19 protein-coding genes are annotated in these 19,603 nt (G+C 64.6%); 11 read left to right on the forward strand and 8 right to left on the reverse strand.

Translation table 11 applies throughout. From position 1 onward, the window contains the following. Positions 1-356 precede the first annotated feature (356 nt). Positions 357-1,496: an amidohydrolase/deacetylase family metallohydrolase gene (locus AC629_RS08630; protein ID WP_084804314.1), complete on the forward strand. Its 1,140-nt coding sequence runs from the start codon at positions 357-359 to the stop codon at positions 1,494-1,496. An 84-nt stretch (positions 1,497-1,580) separates the two neighbouring features. Here the strand turns inward: AC629_RS08630 and AC629_RS08635 are convergent, their stop codons facing one another. After that, positions 1,581-2,546 carry a LysR family transcriptional regulator gene (locus AC629_RS08635; RefSeq protein WP_084804241.1) on the reverse strand — a complete coding sequence of 322 codons (966 nt, stop codon included), beginning with the start codon at positions 2,544-2,546 and terminating at the stop codon, positions 1,581-1,583. Between the two features lie 97 nt (positions 2,547-2,643). Between AC629_RS08635 and AC629_RS08640 the strand changes: the two genes are divergently transcribed. Together AC629_RS08640 and AC629_RS08645 are read left to right on the forward strand one after the other, a co-directional pair. Beyond that, a complete protein-coding gene (locus AC629_RS08640) occupies positions 2,644-3,771 on the forward strand; it encodes an alpha/beta fold hydrolase (RefSeq protein WP_245331761.1) in 1,128 nt (375 codons plus the stop codon). Between the two features lie 90 nt (positions 3,772-3,861). Beyond that, positions 3,862-4,293, forward strand: coding sequence for a hypothetical protein (locus AC629_RS08645; RefSeq protein WP_245331762.1), 432 nt, complete (start codon positions 3,862-3,864; stop codon positions 4,291-4,293). Positions 4,294-4,440: 147 nt separating this feature from the next. On the opposite strand, the gene AC629_RS08650 is transcribed toward AC629_RS08645, so the two are convergent. After that, positions 4,441-5,586, reverse strand: a complete 1,146-nt coding sequence (locus tag AC629_RS08650; RefSeq protein ID WP_084804242.1) for an acyl-CoA dehydrogenase family protein — start codon at positions 5,584-5,586, stop codon at positions 4,441-4,443. 126 nt (positions 5,587-5,712) lie between these two features. Between AC629_RS08650 and AC629_RS08655 the strand changes: the two genes are divergently transcribed. Next, complete coding sequence (locus AC629_RS08655) at positions 5,713-6,390, forward strand: alpha/beta hydrolase family protein (RefSeq protein WP_084804244.1); 678 nt, start codon at positions 5,713-5,715, stop codon at positions 6,388-6,390. A 3-nt stretch (positions 6,391-6,393) separates the two neighbouring features. Here AC629_RS08655 and AC629_RS08660 read toward each other — a convergent pair whose 3' ends face one another. Further along, positions 6,394-7,368 (reverse strand): ketopantoate reductase family protein, encoded by a 975-nt coding sequence (locus AC629_RS08660; protein WP_084804246.1) that lies wholly within the window; start codon positions 7,366-7,368, stop codon positions 6,394-6,396. Between the two features lie 158 nt (positions 7,369-7,526). On the opposite strand from AC629_RS08660, the gene AC629_RS08665 reads away from it, so the two are divergent. After that, positions 7,527-8,330 carry an enoyl-CoA hydratase-related protein gene (locus AC629_RS08665; protein WP_084804248.1) on the forward strand — a complete coding sequence of 268 codons (804 nt, stop codon included), beginning with the start codon at positions 7,527-7,529 and terminating at the stop codon, positions 8,328-8,330. Positions 8,331-8,544: 214 nt separating this feature from the next. Here AC629_RS08665 and AC629_RS08670 read toward each other — a convergent pair whose 3' ends face one another. Continuing rightward, positions 8,545-9,429, reverse strand: a complete 885-nt coding sequence (locus AC629_RS08670) for a LysR family transcriptional regulator (protein ID WP_084804250.1) — start codon at positions 9,427-9,429, stop codon at positions 8,545-8,547. Positions 9,430-9,539: 110 nt separating this feature from the next. On the opposite strand from AC629_RS08670, the gene AC629_RS08675 reads away from it, so the two are divergent. The 4 genes from AC629_RS08675 (at position 9,540) to AC629_RS08690 (ending at position 13,698) form a co-directional block, all read left to right on the forward strand. Further along, the gene (locus AC629_RS08675; protein WP_084804252.1) at positions 9,540-10,904 is read left to right on the forward strand and encodes an FAD-dependent oxidoreductase; all 1,365 of its coding nucleotides are present in this window, start codon (positions 9,540-9,542) and stop codon (positions 10,902-10,904) included. Between the two features lie 44 nt (positions 10,905-10,948). Further along, positions 10,949-11,953 (forward strand): ABC transporter substrate-binding protein, encoded by a 1,005-nt coding sequence (locus AC629_RS08680; protein WP_084804254.1) that lies wholly within the window; start codon positions 10,949-10,951, stop codon positions 11,951-11,953. A 151-nt stretch (positions 11,954-12,104) separates the two neighbouring features. After that, positions 12,105-12,878: an ABC transporter ATP-binding protein gene (locus AC629_RS08685; RefSeq protein ID WP_084804256.1), complete on the forward strand. Its 774-nt coding sequence runs from the start codon at positions 12,105-12,107 to the stop codon at positions 12,876-12,878. Next, positions 12,871-13,698 (forward strand): ABC transporter permease, encoded by an 828-nt coding sequence (locus tag AC629_RS08690; protein ID WP_084804257.1) that lies wholly within the window; start codon positions 12,871-12,873, stop codon positions 13,696-13,698. The genes AC629_RS08685 and AC629_RS08690 overlap by 8 nt, the downstream gene beginning before the upstream one ends. Before the next feature lie 115 nt (positions 13,699-13,813). Here AC629_RS08690 and gtdA read toward each other — a convergent pair whose 3' ends face one another. After that, positions 13,814-14,854 (reverse strand): gentisate 1,2-dioxygenase, encoded by a 1,041-nt coding sequence (gene gtdA / locus AC629_RS08695; protein ID WP_084804259.1) that lies wholly within the window; start codon positions 14,852-14,854, stop codon positions 13,814-13,816. Between the two features lie 225 nt (positions 14,855-15,079). On the opposite strand from gtdA, the gene maiA reads away from it, so the two are divergent. Both maiA and AC629_RS08705 read left to right on the forward strand, forming a co-directional pair. Next, a complete protein-coding gene (gene maiA, locus AC629_RS08700; protein ID WP_084804321.1) occupies positions 15,080-15,712 on the forward strand; it encodes a maleylacetoacetate isomerase in 633 nt (210 codons plus the stop codon). Continuing rightward, a complete protein-coding gene (locus tag AC629_RS08705; protein ID WP_084804261.1) occupies positions 15,702-16,214 on the forward strand; it encodes a MarR family winged helix-turn-helix transcriptional regulator in 513 nt (170 codons plus the stop codon). Before maiA ends, AC629_RS08705 begins: the two co-directional genes overlap by 11 nt. A 211-nt stretch (positions 16,215-16,425) precedes the next feature. On the opposite strand, the gene AC629_RS08710 is transcribed toward AC629_RS08705, so the two are convergent. The 3 genes from AC629_RS08710 to AC629_RS08720 all read right to left on the reverse strand — a co-directional run bounded on the left by AC629_RS08710 (position 16,426) and on the right by AC629_RS08720 (position 19,578). After that, positions 16,426-18,039, reverse strand: coding sequence for a benzoate-CoA ligase family protein (locus tag AC629_RS08710; RefSeq protein ID WP_084804263.1), 1,614 nt, complete (start codon positions 18,037-18,039; stop codon positions 16,426-16,428). Beyond that, the gene (locus AC629_RS08715; RefSeq protein WP_084804264.1) at positions 18,036-19,175 is read right to left on the reverse strand and encodes an FAD-dependent monooxygenase; all 1,140 of its coding nucleotides are present in this window, start codon (positions 19,173-19,175) and stop codon (positions 18,036-18,038) included. The genes AC629_RS08710 and AC629_RS08715 overlap by 4 nt, the downstream gene beginning before the upstream one ends. Before the next feature lie 187 nt (positions 19,176-19,362). After that, on the reverse strand, positions 19,363-19,578 hold the full coding sequence (locus tag AC629_RS08720) for a hypothetical protein (protein ID WP_084804266.1): 216 nt from the start codon (positions 19,576-19,578) through the stop codon (positions 19,363-19,365). Positions 19,579-19,603 lie beyond the last annotated feature (25 nt).

Genomic DNA, 19,603 nt, shown 5'->3' on the forward strand with positions numbered 1-19,603 from the left:
CGACGGCACCGGTTGACTGGATCAAAGCGCTTTGCCGTCGGCTCAGCCACTCTCAGAACGGCATATCCCCGTCGTCGACCTTCATGTCCCGGTCTCGATCAGGATGTCCTCGGCGTCCTGCCGCAGCGCCAACAGATAATCGGTGTCCGAGCGGTATTGTCGGAATCGCCGAGATCGAGAAACTCCGTTGCGGTCGGCACGTACTCGGAGGTGCGCCGCGCCTCGCGGATGGTCTGCGCGATCACCGCATAGCTATTTGGCAGGCCCTCCGGCGCAAGATTTGCTAGAAGCAGGCTTCCCTCCTTGCTCGGCTCACCCGCGAGCCATCTCGCCTCAGTGCATATCCGGAGACAATGATGCCTTTTGACTTGATCCTGCGCGGCGGCCGGGTCGTTGACCCCTCGCAGAAGCTCGATGCCGTGACGGATGTGGCCTTTGCCGGCGGCAAGGTCGCGGCGGTCGGCAGCGGGCTCAAGGCGGATCCGGGCACGGAAGTGCGCGACGTCTCGCGCTACATCGTGACGCCGGGGCTGATCGATCTTCACACCCATGTCTATTGGGGCGGCACCTCGCTCGGCATCGATGCCGAGGAATTTTGCCGCCTTTCCGGCGTCACCACGGCGGTGGATACCGGCAGCGCGGGGCCCGGCAATTTCGCGGGTTTCCGCAAGCATGTGATCGAGCCGAGCCAGGTCCGCATCCTCGCCTACTTGCACGTCTCGCATGCCGGGATCTTCGGCTTCTCGCACCGGATCATGGTCGGCGAGAGCGAGGAGCTGCGCCTGATGAATCCGATCGATGCGGCCAAGGTGGCCGATGCCAACCGCGATCTCATCGTCGGCATCAAGGTGCGGGTGGGGCTGCACTCCTCGGGCACCTCGGGGACGGTGCCACTCGATATTGCGCTCCAGGTTGCCGACGAGGTCGGCATGCCCTTGATGGCGCATATCGACCATCCGCCGCCGAGCTATGAAGAGGTGCTGGCGCGCCTGCGCCCCGGCGACGTGCTGACCCATGCGTTCCGGCCCTTCCCCAACACGCCGGCGACCGCACAGGGCACGGTGAAGAAGGCGGTGCTGGATGCGCGCGAGCGCGGCGTGCTGTTCGACATCGGTCACGGCAAGGGCTCGTTCGCGTTCAAGACCGCGCGCGCCATGCTCGCCAACGGCTTCTATCCGGACACCATTTCGTCCGATATCCACATGCTGTGCATCGACGGCCCGGCCTTCGACCAGGTCACGACCATGTCGAAGTTCCTGTGCATGGGCATGTCGCTGCCCGACGTCGTCGCGGCCTCGACAGTGAACGCGGCGATGGCACTGCGGCGCCCCGAGCTCGGCAGCCTCAAGCCCGGTAGCGTCGGCGACGCCACGCTGATCTCGATCAAGCAAGGGCAGTTCGATTACGTCGATGTGGTCGGCGAGCACCTGATGGGCGATCGCAAGATCGCATCCGAAGGCGTCGTCATCGGCGGCCGCTGGTGGCATCCGAAATGATCGCGCAGATCCGCGGCCGCGCGCGCGTAACCGTCTAAACACCGATCAGCGGACAGGCGCTATCTCGGGCCATCACCTCGCGCGTCAGGCTCTTCTGCGCCGCCCGGCTCGCCTGTCATTAATACCGATTCCGATTTTGTTGGCGGAGCCCGAGCGGCCCTTCACGTGATCAACGAAGGCACGCAGCTTCGGCATCATGCGGTAGCGGGGATAGCAGAGAAACACACCCGGCGCCATGGGTGCGAACCGTTCCAGCACGCCCACCAGCTTTCCCGCTTTCACCGCGTCGGCAGCGATCGGCCCGGGCACCTGCGCAAGGCCCAATCCCTCGACGGCCGCGCCAAGCACCGTGGGAACGTCGTTGGCGATAAAAGGTCCCGAAACGACGGCTTCGATTGCCTCGTTGCCGTTGACAAAGGACCAGGGCGCGATCGATCCGTCCGAGCGACGCATGCGCAGGCAGGCGTGTCGACGCAGATCGTCGATGAGTTCCGGCCGCTGCCGCCGGCGCAGATAGTCGGGGCTGCCGACGACAGCCAGCGGGAACGACGGCGTCAAACGCACCGCGATCATGTCGGCATCGATGAACTGGCCGAGCCGGATGCCGGCGTCAAATCCTTCGGCGGCGATATCGACGAGGTCCGCCCTTGCGGCGATCTCCACCTCGACCTCGGGATAAGTTTGGCAGAAGGATGCGATCAGCTGATTCAGATGAGTCAGCACCGCGCGCGGCGCCGTGAGGCGCAACAGCCCGGCCGGCCGCTGTCCGAGGTCACGCGCGACCTCGCTTGCTGTGACGAGCTCTTCGAAGGCGGGCTTTGCGCGCGAAAGGAATCGTTCGCCGGCTTCGGTCAACCCGACGCTGCGAGTCGTGCGTATGAAGAGCGCCGCACCGATGCGCGCCTCGAGTGCGCGTACCGCCTGGCTGATGGCCGATGGGGTCACCCCGAGTTCTGCCGCCGCTCGCCGAAAACTGCGGTGCTGCGCAACGCTCAGGAACGCCTCCACGCCGTCGAGGGCGCCATGCCTGACTGTGAAGTTCTGCTTCATAGCCCGTCAACATTACAGCGAATAGTCGCTCGCTGGAAGCAGTCGTATATGCGCCTGACCGAGGCATCCAGATGCGCGGCATCAAGGGAGCAACACAATGCGAAACGCGATGTTTTCCCGACGCGACATGGTGTGGGTGGGCGGCGCGCTCGCGGTCGGCGCAGCTCTCGCGAAGCCGTTTGACGCCGCTGCTACCGAGCCCGGCGGGGCTGGTCCAGAGCCGACATCCTGGGTGGATTCGGCGATGCCCGAGGTGACGCATCGGATGATCGAGACGAACGGTCTCCGCTTGCACGTCGCCGAACAGGGGACCGGCCCGCTCATCATCCTCTGTCACGGCTTTCCTGAGTGCTGGTATTCCTGGCGGCATCAGCTCCCGGCGCTGGCGAAGGCTGGGTTCCGTGCGGTGGCGCCCGACTTGCGTGGCTTTGGGCGCAGCGACCGTCCGGAGGAGGTGGAGAAGTACACCATTCTCCATGATATCGGCGACATCGTGGGTCTCGTCGATGCCTTGTGTGCCAAGCAGGCGGTGATCGCCGGTCACGACATCGGCGCCCCGATAGCATGGCAAGCCGCGCTTCTGCGCCCCGACCGATTCCGTGCTGTCATCGCGCTCAGCGCGCCGTTCCGGCCGCGGGCGTTTGGCGGCTCGGTGCCGCCGACGACGCTCATGCCGCGGGACGAGCACGCGGTCTTCTACCAGCTCTTCCTCCAGAGCCCCGAGGCTGAGGCGGCCCTGGGGCGCGACCTGCGTCGAACGTTTCGTGCGCAGTTCTACGCGCTCTCGGGCGACAAACCGCCATCCGCGGGCGGAGGGTTTCCTGCCGGGATGATGCCCCGGAAGGGCGCTCTCTTATCCGAACCAGCGTCCTTGCCGGGCTGGGTCACCGAGTCCGACGTCGATGTTTATGTCGAGGCATTCACGCGGAGCGGGTTGCGTGGTCCCCTGAGCTGGTGGCGCAATATCGATCGCAGCTGGGATCTGATGGCCGCCTTTGATGGAGCGGCAGTCACCGTTCCGGCGCTCTACATTGCGGGCGACCGCGACTTCGTTGCCGCCGTGTTTCAACAGGACATTGCCAGGCAGTCGTCATTCGTTCCAAAGCTCCGGCCACCAATCATGCTGCCAGGCTGCGGACATTGGACCCAGCAGGAGCGCGCTGCGGAGGTCAGCGCCGCCATGATCGACTTCCTTCGTCGTCTGCCGGCAACCAGCGAACTCTAGGCAAATGGCATCGCCCGTTTGCGCCGCCATTTCAAAGAGTCACATGAACGATCAACCCGAGAACCTAACCAGACTGAACGAGGTGAGCCGATGAAATTCATAATCCCACTTCTCGCTGCAGCGCTTCCGGTCGCGGCCGTAGCGCAATCACAGTCCGGGCAAGCCCAAGCCCAAGGCCAAGCTCAGGATCAAACCCAAAGCGCCTCCGCGGTCGTCCCCAAAACCACCGAGGTGATGGTTATTCTGACTGCCAAGCCGGGCGTAACCCGCCAACAGATCATGGCCATCATGCCGTCCGAGATTCGGGAGACCGTGAAGCTCTATCTCGATGGAAAAATCCGCCAGTGGTACTCGCATGGCAGGGGCGTTGTCTTCCTGATCGACGCGAAGACCGAAGATGAGGCGCGAGCAGTCATGGAAACCCTGCCGCTCTCAAAAGAAAATTTGATGGATTACCAGTACCTCCCGGTCGGACCCTTGATGCCGCTTATGGGATTGATGGGTGCAGGAGCACAGCGGTGACTTTCCTCCGCTCATTGGGGGGATCTCCCAGCCTGCGAGCGGCTATTCCCGCGGTGAGCTGAACAAGGCGTTCGGCCGAATTCCAAAAGAAAAAGGCGCAGCGGAGAGTTTGACCGCTGCGCCCGGGCGTCTCGAAGCGGCAAGACCCTACAGCGACCGCGCGATCAACAGCTTCATGATCTCGTTGGTGCCGCCATAGATCTTCTGGATGCGGGAATCGATGAAGATGCGCGAGATCGGGTATTCCTGCATGTAGCCGTAGCCGCCGAACAGCTGGAGGCATTCGTCGGCGGTCTCGACCTGCTTCTCCGAGCACCAGTATTTCGCCATCGACGCGGTGACGGTGTCGAGGTCCTTGGCGACGAGGCGCTCGACGCACCAGTCGACGAAGACGCGCGCAATCATGGCTTCGGTCTTGCGCTCGGCGAGCGTGAAGGCGGTGTTCTGGAAGTCCATCAGCGGCTTGCCGAACGCTTTCCGCTCCTTGGTGTAGTCGGTGGTGAGCTTCACCGCGCGCTCCATCGAGGCGACGGCGCCGACCGCGAGCGCGAGGCGCTCCTGGGGCAATTGCTGCATCAGCTGGACAAAGCCCTGGCCTTCCTCCTTGCCGAGCAGGTTTTCCGGCGGCACCGTGACATTGTCGAAGAAAAGCTCTGACGTATCGGAGGCGTGCAGGCCGATCTTGTCGAGGTTGCGCCCGCGCTTGTAACCGTCCGCGCCTGATGTCTCGACCACGATCAGCGAGATGCCCTTGGCGCCGACATCTCCAGTGCGTGCGACCACGATGACGAGATCGGCGGCCTGGCCGTTGGTGATGAAGGTCTTCTGGCCGTTGATGACGTAGGAATTGCCCTGCTTCTTGGCCGTGGTCTTGACGCTCTGCAGGTCGGAGCCGGTGCCGGGCTCGGTCATGGCGATGGCGCCGACCATCTCGCCTGAGGCCATCTTCGGCAGCCAGCGCTTCTTCTGCTCCTCCGAGCCGTAATTGAGGATGTAGTGCGCGACGATGGCGCTGTGCACGGAGACGCCGGTCGTCAGCTCCGGCACCGTGCTTTCGAGGTCGTCCAGCACCGCGGCATCATAGGCGAAGGTCGCACCCAGCCCGCCATATTCCTCGGGCACGCTTGCCAGCAGCGCGCCCATCTCGCCGAGCCCGCGCCAGGCGAACCGGTCGACCATCTTCTGCTCGCGCCATTTCTCGGCGTGCGGCGCCAGGTCTTTGGCAAGATATTTCCGGAACTGGTCGCGGAAAACGTCGAGCTCTTCGGTCATCCAGGAGGAGCGGTAGGACATGATTACCTCGGTTGGTGCGGCTTGCCGGCTTGGTAGGCTAGCCGGCCGCGGCAATTATTGTGTTTTCAGGCTGCGCCGGTGACGCTACCAAGGCGGCCGGGTTCGCATCTGTTGGGATGTCTGACATTGGCTGTCAAAACTCAAGAGCTCAAGCTCGACATCGAGCGCATCGGCACGGTCTCGGCGATCCTGACGCAGCCGGACAATGCGCGCGCCTGCTACGTTCTGGCGCATGGCGCCGGGGCCGATATGCGGCATTCGTTCATGGAGAAAGTCGCCGCGGGCCTTGCGGACCGCGGTATTGCGACGTTGCGCTTCAATTTCCCCTATATGGAGAACAAGCAGCGTCGCCCCGACCTGCCGGCTGTGGCGCACGCCACCATCCGCGCAGCGGTCGAAGAGGCGGCGCGGCTCTGCCCCGGACTAAAGCTGGTCGCAGGCGGAAAATCCTTTGGCGGGCGCATGACATCGCAGGCACAGTCAAAGGCGCCGTTGCCAGGTGTGAAGGGGCTGGCGTTCCTCGGCTTTCCCTTGCATGCCGACAAGAAGCCGTCGACCGAGCGCGCCGAGCACCTCGCCAGCATCGCAATCCCCATGCTGTTCCTGCAAGGCACGCGCGATGGGCTTGCCGACCTCGGCCATCTCAAGCCCGTCATCGAGGCGCTCGGTCCGAAAGCGACGCTGCATGAGGTCGAAGGCGGTGACCACTCTTTCGCGGTGCTAAAAAAGTCCGGCCGCTCCAACGAGGAGGCCCTTACAGAGGTGCTCGATGCCCTCGCCGCCTGGATCGACGCGCTCGCCTGAAACTCAAGCGGCATAAAGCCCCTTGTCGCGCGCCTTCTGGATCGCGAGCGCGGCAATAAGATCGAGCGTCGGCGTCGACAGGCCGGCAGTGCGCGCGAAAGCGGCTGGCGCCTTCACCAGCACGTCGATCTCCATGGTGCGGCCGAGCTCGTAATCCTGCAGCAGCGACGGCTTGTGGTTGGGGGCGGGGCCGCCGCGCGTGACGCGCTTGACCTCGGGGATGAAGTGCTGCGCGATGTCGTTGGCCTCGTTCAGCATGCGTGGAATGACCTCGGCAAAGGCGGGGTCGTCGCGCACGCCGCGCGCGGTCTGGCCCGTCAGCAGGCACAGCACCGACAGCGACATGTTGGTCAACAGCTTTGACCAGATCGCTTCGCGGATCTCAGCCACCGGCGGCGATTCCAGCCGTGCGTCGTTCAGCACGCCGCGAAGTCTCGTAATCCGCTCGCAATTGCGGTCGTCGCATTCACCGATCAGCACGCGGTTGCGGTCCGCCGTGAGGTTTTGCACGATGCCCGGCGCGACGACTTCGTTGGAGGAGAAGATCACGCCGCCGATGATCCGCTCCTTCGGGATGCAGGCGCGCAGGCGCCCGCCCGGGTCGAGGAAGGAAATGTCGGGCGGGGTGGGGTGCCGCGGCGGCAGGCCGATGCCGTACCACCAGGGAATGCCGTTCTGTGCGAACACGATCGCGGTGTCGTCCTGGAGCAGCGGCTTGATGCTAGAGACCAGCCCCTGAAGCGCGGTGGCCTTCAGCGTGCTGATCACGACGTCCTGCGGGCCGAGCTGGGCCGGATCGCCCGAGGCGTTCACCTTGGCTGAGACCTCGGAATCGCCGACGCGCAGCTTGAGGCCACCCGCGCGGACCGCCTCCAGATGCGCTCCCCGCATCACGCACGAGACCTCATGGCCGGCGCGCGCCAACCGTACCGCAATGTGGCTGCCGACGGCGCCCGCGCCGAAAATGCAGATGCGCATGTGATGTCCCGTCTCTAATCCCTTGGCTGCCGCCCGGCGCCAGCATGACACAAGCCGCCATGCGATGGGCGCGACCGCCCCACGCCGGAAAGATATGGATCGGGGCGAGCGGGATCGGCCATAGTGCGCGGCAAACAAAACTGACCGGAGGAACGCCGATGACCGCCAGCCCCGTCCTGTGGACCCTCGATGCGCGCGGGGTCGCGACCGTCACCCTGAACCGGCCGGAGGTCAACAACGCCTATGACAGCGCGCTGATCGCGGGCGTGCTTGCGGCTATGGATGATCTCGGCAAGAAGCCCAACCTTCGCGTCGTCGTGCTCCGGGGCAATGGCAAGCACTTCCAGGCCGGCGCCGATCTCAAATGGATCAACGGCGTGCGGCCGCAATCGGCAGAGGCGAACGAGGCGGCGTCGCGGGCGACCTTCGAGGCCGTGCAGCGACTCAATACCTTGCCGATCCCGACGGTCGCGCTGGTGCAGGGCGGCTGTTTTGGTGGCGGCACCGGTGTGATCGCGGCCTGCGATGTCGTGATCGCGGCGGACAATGCCTTGTTCTCCATCACCGAAGTGCGCTGGGGCCTGACCGCCGCCATCATCATACCGCAGCTCTGCGACGCGATCGGCGTGCGCCAGGTGCGCCGCTACGCGCTGACCGGCGAGCGCTTTGGCGCCGAAGACGCCCGCCGCATCGGTCTCGTCCACGACGTCGTGCCGCTTGCCGATCTCGAGACCGCCGGCGCCAAGGTAGTCGAGCAACTGCTCGCCAATGGACCGGAGGCGATGGCCGAGACCAAACGTCTCGCGCTGGAAAGCTCGTTCGGCGGAATGGCCGTGGACGATGCCGCGTACAAGCGGCTCGTTCACCTGCATTCGGTCAAGCGCCAGAGCGCGGAGGCGGCGGAAGGACTGGCGTCGTTCGCCGAGAAGCGGGCCGCGAACTGGGGCAGCGGAAAAGGCTGAGCGTTAGAAACTGCGGTCAGCTTCTTTCGCGCGCGATGGCTGCAGAGAGACGGACGGCGTGTAGCCCGGATGAGCGAAGCGATATCCGGGAATGCCGCGAGCGATCCCGCATATCGCTTCGCTCATGCGGGCTACGACCATCTCGCAGTTAACGCCCTTCTCTCAGGTCCGTCATGCGAGAGCAACGCCGTGCTGTGACGAGTAGCGACAAGGTTTACAGCGACGGTGCGAGTGACGTTTTCAGCAAGGTGAGCAATGCCTGCACCGCGGCTGCATTCCGTCGCCGCTCGGGGATCGCAGCTTTGATCCACAGCTCGGGAATTGGGAAATCGCGCAGCACCGGCTTGAGCGTCCCGTCGCACAGCGCATCAGCAACCAGATAGTCTGACAACAGTGCGATGCCGTTACCGGCGATCGCGCTGCGCGCCAGCACATGCCCCTCGTTGGAGGAGAGCAGCGGGCTGACCTGGATGCTGATGCGGCCGCGTGGTCCGTCGAAAATCCATTCGGGGCCGGTCGGCAGGAAACTGAGGCAGCGATGATCGACGAGATCGCGCGGATGCTTTGGCGTGCCGTGCTTCTTCAAATAGGCCGGTGAAGCGCAGAGCAATCGCTTCAGCGGGCACAGCGGCTCGTCGACCACGCCGCCGAACGAATGCGGGAAGGCGCCGATGGCGATGTCAAAGCCTTCGGTGACGGGATCGACGGGACGATCGATCAGGATGATCTCGAGTTTCAGCCGCGGGTTCTGTGTCTGAAACGCGCTGAAGGCCTCGGCGAGGTGCGCCACCGTCAGCGAGGTCGGCGCCTTGATGCGGAGGTGATCGACGAGATCGTGGCCCTTCTCGCCCATGCGGGAGAGAAGGTCTGTGGCATCGGTGACGACACCGCGCGCGCGATGCACGTAGCGCTGCCCGGCTTCGGTGAGTCGCAATTGCCGGGTCGAGCGATGAAACAGCGGCGTCCCAACCCGCGCCTCCAGCTGTGTCACGCGTTTTGCGACGACCGAGGTCGAGACGCCGAGCTTTCGCGCGGCTGCGGAGAAGCCGGCCGCATCCGCGGTAGCGAGAAACGCCTGAAGGTTCACCAGAATGTCCATCTCGACCTTTCGCGATTCGAGAAAGCTGATCGCATATTTTGGTGGATTGTAGCCCGGCCCGCGTTAATTCATAGTCGTCTCAAGCAAAGGATTTTAGGAGTGGATGCGCCATGCGGGCCACGATGATTGAAGAACCGGCACGAAAGGTGCCGCTCTACGGCGAATATGAAGTCGTCGTTCTCGGCGGCGGACCGGCCGGCATCGTGGCGGCGGCTTCCGCCGCGCGGGCGGGGCGGCGGACCCTGCTGATTGAGCGCTACGGTTTCCTTGGCGGCATGGGCACCGCTGCCGGCGTCACCAATTTCTGCGGCCTGCATGGCAATGTTTATGGCCAGGCCCACCGGCTGGTCCAGGGCATGGCGTCCGAGCTGCTGGCGCGGATCGACCACTTGAACGGCCTCAACGCACCGCATCTGATCCTCGGCAAGGTCTTTGCCCAGGCCTACGACACCGCCGCCTACAAGATTGCGGCTGACGAGCTTCTGGCGAGCCACAAGGTGCACATCCTGTTCCACGCGCTCGGCGCCGGCGTGGTGATGGGCGGTGACCGCCGCATCGACGCGCTGATGGTCGAGACCAAGGCCGGCCGGCAGGCTGTGCGATCGGAAATATTCATCGACTGCTCCGGCGACGGCGATCTCGCGGTCTGGGCCGGCGCGCCGTTCGAGGTCGGTGATGAACACGGTCATCCGCTCTATCCATCGATGATGCTCCGCCTCAACGGCATCGATCCCGAGAAGGCGGGCGATGCCTGGCGCACGATCCCGCAATTGATGGAGAAGGCCATCGCCGCCGGCACGCACAAATTCCCGCGCAAGAGCGCGATCGTGCGGCCGCAAAAGTCCGGCATCGAATGGCGGGTGAACTTTACCCAGGTGGCGCGCGAGGATGGCCATGCCATCAACGGCATCGAGCCCGACGATCTCACCCGCGGCGAGATCGAGGGCCGCAAGCAGGCGCTCGCCGCGTTCGAATTCCTGCGCACCGTGCCGGGCTTCGAGAAGTCCTACATCGTCGACCTGCCGCCGCAGCTCGGCATCCGCGAGACCCGCCGCATCAAGGGCGGCTACCAGCTCAGCGGCGAGGACGTGCTCGGCTGTGCCTCTTTCGAGGATTCGATCGGCGTCAATGGCTGGCCGATCGAGGCCCATGTTCCCGGCGATGTCGTCTTCACCTTCCCGCCGATTCCGGAATCGCGCGGCTATAATGAGCTGCCTTACCGGATGCTGCTGCCCGAGGGCGTCGACAATCTCCTGGTCGCCGGCCGCTGCGCCTCGATGACCCATGAGGGCCAGTCGGCGGCGCGGGTCTCGGGTGCCTGCTTCGTGATGGGGGAGGCGGCCGGTTCCGCAGCAGGGCTGGCGCTCTCCGGAAACCGGAACCTACGTGACATCCCGGTTGAAAAATTGCAGGAAACGTTGAAACAACAGGGCGCCTTCATCGGGCGGGACCAGCCCGTGCCCGAGGGCCTGTAACGGACTGCAAGAGAACGACCGAGAGAAACGACGGAGGAGACGGGATGATCGGAATTGCGCGGCTCGCGCTTGCGGGCCTGGTGGCGATCATGGCGATGGGAACGGCGAAGGCCGAGGACATGCTGAAGGCCAAGATCGGCGTGCTCCGCCTGTCGTCCTCCGCGCCCGTCTTCATCGCACAGGACAAGGGTTACTTTCGCGAGGCCGGCCTCGACGTCGAGCTGAAGTTCTTTGATGCGGCGCAGCCGATCGCGGTTGCGACCACTTCGGGCGACGTCGATTTCGGCGTTACCGCGTTCACCGCCGGCCTCTACAATCTCGCCGGCAAGGGCGTGCTGAAGGTGATCGGCGGCATGAGCCGCGAGAAGGCCGGCTATCCTCTGATCGGCTATTTCGCCAGCAACAATGCCTATGCCGCCGGGCTGAAGACGCCGAAGGATCTCGCGGGCAAGCGCGTCGCGGTGACGCAGGTCGGATCAAGCTTCCACTATTCACTCGGCCTGCTCGCCGACAAATACGGCTTCAAGCTCGCGGACGTGAAGATCGTGCCGCTGCAATCGCTGTCGAACGCGGCCGCTGCGCTGAAGGGCGAGACTGTCGATGCGGCGCTGCTTCCTGTCTCCACCGCGCGAAAGCTGATGGATGAGGGCGGCGCGAAGTTTTTGGGCTGGGTCGGCGACGAAACGCCCTGGCAATTGGGCGCGGTGTTCGCCTCGCCGAAGACGTTGACCAACAAGGCGCTGGTGACGAAGCTGCTCGTCGCCCTCGCAAAGGCCGATCGCGAATATCACGACGTCATCCTCGCCGCGATGAAGGACGGCGTTGCGCCGATCAACGAGCAGACAAAACCGCTGCTGGAGATCATCGCAAAGTACACCAACCTGCCGGTCGAGCAGGTGGTCGGCAATTGCGCCTATATCGATCCCGACGGCAAGCTCGACGTCAAGAACGTCGACAACCAGATCAAATGGCTCCAGGAGCAGGGCTTCGCCGACAAGGGCTTTGATGCCAATGCGATCATTGCCAAGGATTATGTGAAGGCAGATTGATGCTACGCGCGCCTTTCCAAACCCGTCATCCTGAGGTGCTCGCGAAGCGAGCCTCGAAGGATGCACGGCCGGGCGGCATCCGGGCCGTCGATCCTTCGAGACGCCGCTTCGCGGCTCCTCAGGATGACGGATCGAGAGCAGGGGGCAGCCGATGGACCTGATCGCCAACCACATCACCCATCGCTTCGGCGATCTCGCCGTGCTCGACGACATCTCCTTCACGGTCGGCGCCGGCGAGGTAGTGGCGATTGTCGGGCCATCGGGCTGCGGCAAGAGCACGCTGCTGTCGATTCTCGGCGGGCTGATGCAGCCGACCTCGGGCGCGCCCGAGCTGCGCGGCGCGCCGCCGGCGGATAGTCTCAATCCGCTCACCTTCGTGTTCCAGGATTTTGCGCTGCTGCCCTGGGCGACGGTCGAGGAGAATGTCGAATTCCCGCTGCTGCATACCCAGCTCTCGGCTACGCAGCGCCGCGCGCTGGTCGACGATGCCCTGCGCCGCACCGGCCTGACCGATTTTCGCGCGACCTACCCCAAACAGCTCTCGGGCGGCATGCGCCAGCGCGTCGGCATTTCGCGCGCGCTCGCGGTCAAGCCAGCCATTCTGCTGATGGACGAGCCGCTGTCGGCGCTGGATTCGCAGACGCGCGAGCTCCTGATGGAAGACTTCGTCCGCCTGCTCGCGGACGGCGGCATGGGCGCGGTCTATGTCACCCACAATCTCGAAGAGGCCGCGCGCCTGGCCGACCGCATCGTGGTGCTGTCGCGCCGGCCGGGGCGCATTCGCGAAGTCGTGACCGTGCCGATGACGCGGGCGGCGCGTGGCGAGGCGGCAGCGCGTGAAAAACTGCTCTCGCTCCAGAACCAGATCTGGTCGCTGATCCGCAACGAGGCGATCGATGCCGAACGCGAGGTCCAGCATGCTTGATCGCTCGTCGGTGCCGGAAACACTTGCAAAGGACGAAGCGACCCGGCGCGTCCGCTTTCGTGGCGCAGGCTTCGTGCCTGCCAGCAGCCGCTTCGGCGGCTGGATCGCGCTCGCCCTCGTCATCGCGATCTGGCAGGCGGCCGGCAGCGCCGGCCTCGTCAATCCGCTGTTCCTGCCGGCGCCTTCGGCCATCGCACGGGCGATCTACGAGCTCGCGATGTCAGGCGCACTCTGGCAGCATCTGTCCGCATCGCTGCTGCGCATCGGCGTCGGCTGGTTACTGGGAACGGCGGCCGGTGTTGCTGTCGGCTTCGCCATCGGCCTGTCGCGGCTCGCGCGCAGCGTCGGCATCACCTTCATCTCGGCTCTGTTCCCGATCCCGAAAATCGCGCTGTTGCCGCTCCTGATCCTCTGGCTCGGCATCGGCGAAGAACCGAAGATTGCGACCATTGCGCTAGGTGTGTTCTTCTCGACGGCGATCTCGGTCTATAGCGGCGTCGATGCCGTGCCGCGCAACCTCATCCGCATGGCGCAGAGTTTCAACGTTCCCTTCACCACCATCGTGCGCAAGGTGATCTGGCCGGGCGCATTGCCCGCGATCCTCGCCGGCTTCCGCATCACGGCCTCGGTCGCGCTCTTGCTCGTCGTCAGCGCCGAGATGATCGGCGCGCAGTACGGTATCGGCGCGTTCGTGCTGCAGGCGGGCAATCTGATGCAGACGGATCAGCTGCTCGCGGGCGTGGTGATCCTGTCGGTGTTCGGGCTGGCGGTGGGGAAGGTGATCGGCTGGCTGGAGACGCGGCTGCTGCACTGGCGGTAGCTGCAATCACCGCAGCCGTAGGGTGGGCAAAGCGAAGCATGCCCACCGCGTCTATCTCAGTGTCGGGCAATGGCGGGCACGGCGCAAGTGCGCCTTTGCCCACCCTGCGAGCTCCTCACGCGTTCCCGCGATCCTCGCGGAACAGGTCGAGCTTCTGCTGCACCGGGCGGTCGGAGAAGCTGAACAGCACCGCGTCGTCTTCGGCCTCGTGCGTGACCCATTGCCAGCTCGGCGCCACGAACAGATCGCGCGGGCCCCACTCGAAAGTCTGATCACCGATGCGGGTGCGGCCCTTGCCCTCGATTGGACAGAACACGGTCGCATCGGTCGAGCGATAGCGCGCGGTTTTGAAACCCTTCGGCAGTAGCTGGATGAAGGTGCCGATGGTTGGCATCGCGAAGTCGCCGGTCTCGGGGTTGCTGAACTTCAGCTTTAGCCCGTGGCAGGCGTCCCACTCCTCGCGCGTCCTGGCCTTTTCCAGCGCCTCGCGCGTATGGGCGTAAGGGTAGCTGAAGATCGGCGAGGTCTTCGAGCTCCGCTTCGCGTCGACCGGCAGCAGATTGTGGCCGTAGCGGGCAAAGCTGTCGCCGGCGGGCTTGGTGATCTTCTGCTGGTCTTCCTTCGAGCCTTCCGCAAAGGAGCAGTCGAAGAACTGGACGAGAGGAATGTCGAGGCCGTCGAGCCAGAACATCGGCTCGCTCGTCTCGTTGGAATGATCGTGCCATGTCATCGACGGCGTGATGATGAAGTCGCCGGGCTCCATCGCGGTGCGCTCGCCGTCGACCGCGGTGTGGGCGCCCTTGCCTTCGAGCACGAAGCGCAGCGCCGACTGGCAGTGCCGGTGCGCGGGTGCGACGTCGCCGGGCACCACCATCTGCACGCCGGCATAGAGCGACGTCGTGATCTTGGACTGGCCGCGCAGGCCCGGGTTCTCCAGCACAAGCACGCGCCGCTCGGCTTCCTTGGCGGTGATCAGCTTGCCGGCTTCCGTCATGTAATCGCGGATGACGTCGAACTTCCACAAATGAGGCCGGCAGGCGCTTTTCGGCTCCGGCGTGATCAGGTCGCTCATCACCGTCCACAGCGCGGTGAGATTCTCGCCGTCGATCTTCTTGTAGAACGCCTCGCGTTCCGGCGTCTTGGTCACGGCTTCCATGGTGCGCCTCCCGTTCGCTTTGTTAATTGACAGTATACTCACGATCTAGGTAGCGTCAACCTGACGAACGATATACAAGGCCGTCGTCATTCCGGGGCGACGCGCCAGCGTCGAGCCCGGGATCCATAACCACGATCGGGAGTATGGATTCTCAGATGCGCAATTGCGCATCATAGCTTGCGCCTCCCGGCGCGCCCCGGAATGACGAATAACAGGGAGGTCTCGATGAAGTTGCACGGCTATTTCCGATCCAGCGCCGCCTATCGCGTGCGGATCGCGCTAAATCTCAAGGGCCTTGGCGCCGAGCACCTGCCGCATCACTTGCGCAAGGGCGAGCAATGCGCGCCCGCCTATCTCGCCATCAACCCGCAAGGCCTGGTGCCGGCGCTGGAGAATGATGCAGGTGCGGTGCTGACCCAGTCGGTCGCGATCATTGAATGGCTCGACGAGACCCATCCCAACCCGCCGCTGCTGCCGAAAGATCCGCTGCGGCGCGCAAAGGTGAGGGCGTTCGCGCTCGCGATCGCCTGCGACACCCATCCGGTGCAGAACCTGAAGGTGCTGGCGCGGCTGCGCGAACTCGGCCTGGCGGAGGAGAAGGTCCAGGAGTGGGCGGCGTGGGTCAACCGCGAGGGGCTATCTGCCTGCGAGACGCTGGTCAGGCATGAGCCCGGCCCGTTCTGCTTTGGTGATGCGCCGACGCTCGCCGATCTCTGCCTGGTGCCGCAGCTTGCCAATGCGCGACGTTTCGGCGTGGATGTGACGGCCTATCCCCGCCTGCTCAAGGCGGAAGCCGCGGCGAAGGCGCTGCCGGGCTTCGCCAATGCCGCGCCGGAGAAGCAGCCCGATGCCGAGTAAGCCGCTTCCTCCGATCACGATGGACGCGGTCTATGCCGCGCCGGGCTATTTGTTCCGGCGCATGCAGCAGATCGCGGTCTCGATCTTCATGGAGGAGTGCAAGGCGTTCGACCTGACGCCGGTGCAATATGCGGCGCTGATCGCAATCCACACTCATCCCGGCATCGATGCGACGCGGCTATCGGCCGTGATCGCCTTCGACCGCTCCACGCTCGGCAGCGTGATCGAGCGGCTTCAGGTCAAGGACTATATCGAGCGAAAGCCGGCGCCCGAGGACAAGCGGATCAAGCTGCTCTACCTGACCAAATCAGGCGCGGCGATCCTGCGCGAGATCATCCCCGTCGTCGAGCGTGCCCAGGCGCGCATGCTGGAGCCGCTCAAACCCGCCGACCGCAAGGTGCTGATGGGGCTTCTGGTGCAACTCGTCGATCTCAACAACGAGGCGTCGCGTGTGCCGCTGCGGGCCGAGGATGCGCTTGAGCATCTGGGTAAGGCGGGGTGAGGAGAAGACTCGGCCTCACACACTCTCGTCGTCCTGGACAAGCGCAGCGGAGCGCAGATCCGGGACCCATAACCACAGGGAGTAGTTTGGCGAAGGCTCGTGGTTAGCAGTGTGCGCCACACGCCTCCCTAGGGTTATGGGGCCCGGCTTTCGCCGGGGCGACACTGAGGGTGTGCTAGGACTCTGCGTCCTTCACGCTTGCTACTCCCCCTCACATCCTCAACAACGCCTGCCGGTCAATCTTCCCCGTACCCGTCTTCGGCAGCTCGTCGATAAAGATCACCTCGCGCGGGTATTTGTAGGGCAGCAGCTTGCCCTTGACGTAGTCTTGCAGCATGCGCGCCGCCTCGCTCTCGTCGACGGCGCGATTATTCATCACCACGACCGCCTTCAACGTCATGCGCCGATCCGGCAGTTCGGCGGCAAACACCGCGCATTCGCGGATGTCGGGGTGGTCGGCGAGGCACAGCTCGACCTCGAGCGGATAGACCCACTGGCCGGAGATTTTTATGAGATCGTCGGCGCGGCCGCGGAAGAAGTGGAAGCCGTCGCTGTCGCGGACGAAACGGTCGCCGGTGTAGATCCAGCCGCCCTCGCGGATGGTCTCGGCGGATTTGTCCGGCCGGTTCCAGTACAGCGGCGTGTTGGAATCGCCGCGCACCCACAAGATGCCTTCTTCATTGTCGTCGACGTCGCGGCCGTCCTTGTCGCGAAGCGCGACTTCGTAGCCGGGCACGCGCAGGCCGGCGGCGCCGAGCTTCTTCCGATCGGGGCGGTTCGAGAGATAGATGTGCAGCACCTCGGTCGAGCCGAGGCCTTCGACGATCTCGAGGCCGGTGAGCGTCTTCCAGCCGTTGAAGACTTCGGCCGAGAGCACTTCGGCTGCGGAGAGCGCCATGCGCAGCGACGAGAAGTTCGTCAGTTGTGCGCCCTCGGCCTTGGTTAGCGAGGTGTAGAGCGTCGGCAGGCCGAAGAAGACTGTCGGCTTGTATTGCTCGATCGCCGCGAAGATCGTTGCGGGCTTCGGCTGCCCCGGCAGCAGCAGCGTCGTGGCACCGGCCGAGAACGGGAAGGTGACGGAGTTGCCAAAGCCATAGGCGAAGAAAATCTTTGGCACGGAGAAGCAGATGTCGCCGGGCGTCAGCTTCAACACGTTCTGCGCAAAGGCGACTTCGCTATAGGCCATGTCGTGCTGGAGATGCACGATGCCCTTGGGCCGGCCGGTCGAGCCGGAGGAATACATCCAGAACGCCATCTCGTTGCGATGCGTCGGGGCTTCGGTGAGCTCGGTCGGGAATTGCGTGAGCCAACTTGCGGCGGCGATCGCGTCCGGTGCGGCGTGATCGTCCACCGCGCCATTCACGACGATCAGCGTATGCAGGTTCGTGTCCTTGCAGGCGTCCGCGTTGAAGCGCGCGCAGAACTCGGCGTCCGCGACCGCAACGGCCGCGCCGGAATCGGCGAGGTAGAATTGCAGCAGGTCCGGCGGCGTCAGCGTGTTGATGAGGAGCGGCACAAAGCCCGCGCGCACCGCGCCGAAGAAGGCTGCGGGATAGGCCGGCGTGTCATCGAGGAACAGGAGCACGCGGTCGCCGCGCGTCAGACCGAGGGATGCAAAGCCGTTGCCCCAGCGGCTAGCGTCCACGCAGAGCTCGGCATAGCTGCGCGTGCCTGCTGGACCCATGAGCGCGAGCCTGTTGCCACGGCCTTTGGCAAGATTGTCGAACAGCACGCGGCTGGCGTTGTAGACTTGCGGAACGGCGAAGCCGATCTCCCGCGCGCCCGGGCTGTTGGCGGGCACCTGGTCGCGAATCTCGTTGGTCATTCCGCATCCCCGCCGTTCTTGGCGGCCTCGTAACGCGCCATGAACGCCGGCGACATCGCTCGCAGCCGGGAATCGTCGATGCGGCCGGACCGCGTGATGTAGCTGTAGGCGAAGTCCATCAGATCGAGCTTCATGTGCTCGGCGAAATTCTCGTACCAGCAGGCTGAGGTGCGGGCCGCGTCGACGAGCTTCTGCACGACAGGTTTGCGCGCGGCCTGGTAGCGAAGCAGCGCGGTCGAAAGATGCGCGTCCGATTCCAGCGCCTTGACCAGCGCAATGGCGTCCTCGATCGCGAGCCGCGTGCCCGAGCCGATCGAGAAATGCGCCGAGTGCAGGGCGTCGCCGATCAGCACCATGTTCTTGAAGGACCAATGCTCGTTCCAGACCCAGGGAAAGTTGCGCCAGACCGATTTGTTGGAGACGAGGCAGTGGCCGCCGAGCGTGTCTGCAAATACCTCCTCGCAAACGCCCTTGGACTGCTCGACGTCCTTGTAGGCGAAGCCATAGGCCTGCCAGGTCGCGTAGTCGCATTCGACCAGGAACGTGCTCATGGTCGGCGAGTAGCGGTAGTGATGGGCGTTGAAGGCGCCGCGGTCGGTCTCGACGAAAGTCTGCGACAGCGTGTCGAAGTACTTCGAAGTGCCGTACCAGACGAACTTGTTGGAGGAGTAGGACAGCGAGGTGCCGAAATCGCCCTCGAAAGCGCGGCGCACCAGCGAGTTCAGGCCGTCGGCGGCGACGATCAGGTCATGGCCGTTGAGCTGGTCGATCGCTTGAATTGGCGTGTCGAAGCGCGCGGTGACGCCGGCATCGAGCGCGCGCTGTTGCAGGAACCTGAGGAGCTCGAGCCGTCCGATCGAGGAGAAGCCGACGCCGTCGATGGCGACGCTATCGCCGTGCAGGTTGAGCGTGATGTTCTCCCAGCTTTCCATATGCGGTGCGATCGCGTCGACCGTTTCGGGGTCGTCGGCGCGCAGGAATTCCAGCGCCTGGTCGGAGAACACGACGCCAAAGCCCCAGGTTGCGTCGGCCGGGTTCTGTTCGAACAGGTCGACCTGATCCTCGGGGTGCCGCTTCTTCCAGAGATAGGCGAAGTAGAGCCCGCCGGGCCCTCCGCCGATCACGGCGATCCGCAACGTTTGCCTCCGTAATTGACAGTATACTTACTATTTAGGGGCAGACTAATGTGCTCCGGCGTCCGGCGCCAGCGGAATTATCGGCAAGGTGAGGCGCGCCGCAGCTCGCTCTCGGACACGCGTATGGCGTGTGCCCGAAACCATCAGGGGAACATAGCCAAACCGTGCGGGCTTGGCCATCCACGCGTCAGACGCAGCGCTTCACCCAAGCCCCGTTCACCAGCACGGTGGTGCAGCGGACCGCCGGAACTGGCTTGCGGACGACGACAGCGGCGTTCGGCCCGGCGCAGCCGGCGCGATAGACGCCGCGGGCGCACACGACCGCGTTGGCGTCGGTGGCCTCGAACGTCATGGTCGCCGAGAAGGCGAGGAGCGCGGAAGCGATGAGCAGCAGTGAACGCATGTCTTTCTCCCGGTCTGGACATGAT

Source organism: Bradyrhizobium sp. NAS80.1 (assembly GCF_001908205.1).
Classification (GTDB): Bacteria; Pseudomonadota; Alphaproteobacteria; order Rhizobiales; family Xanthobacteraceae; genus Bradyrhizobium.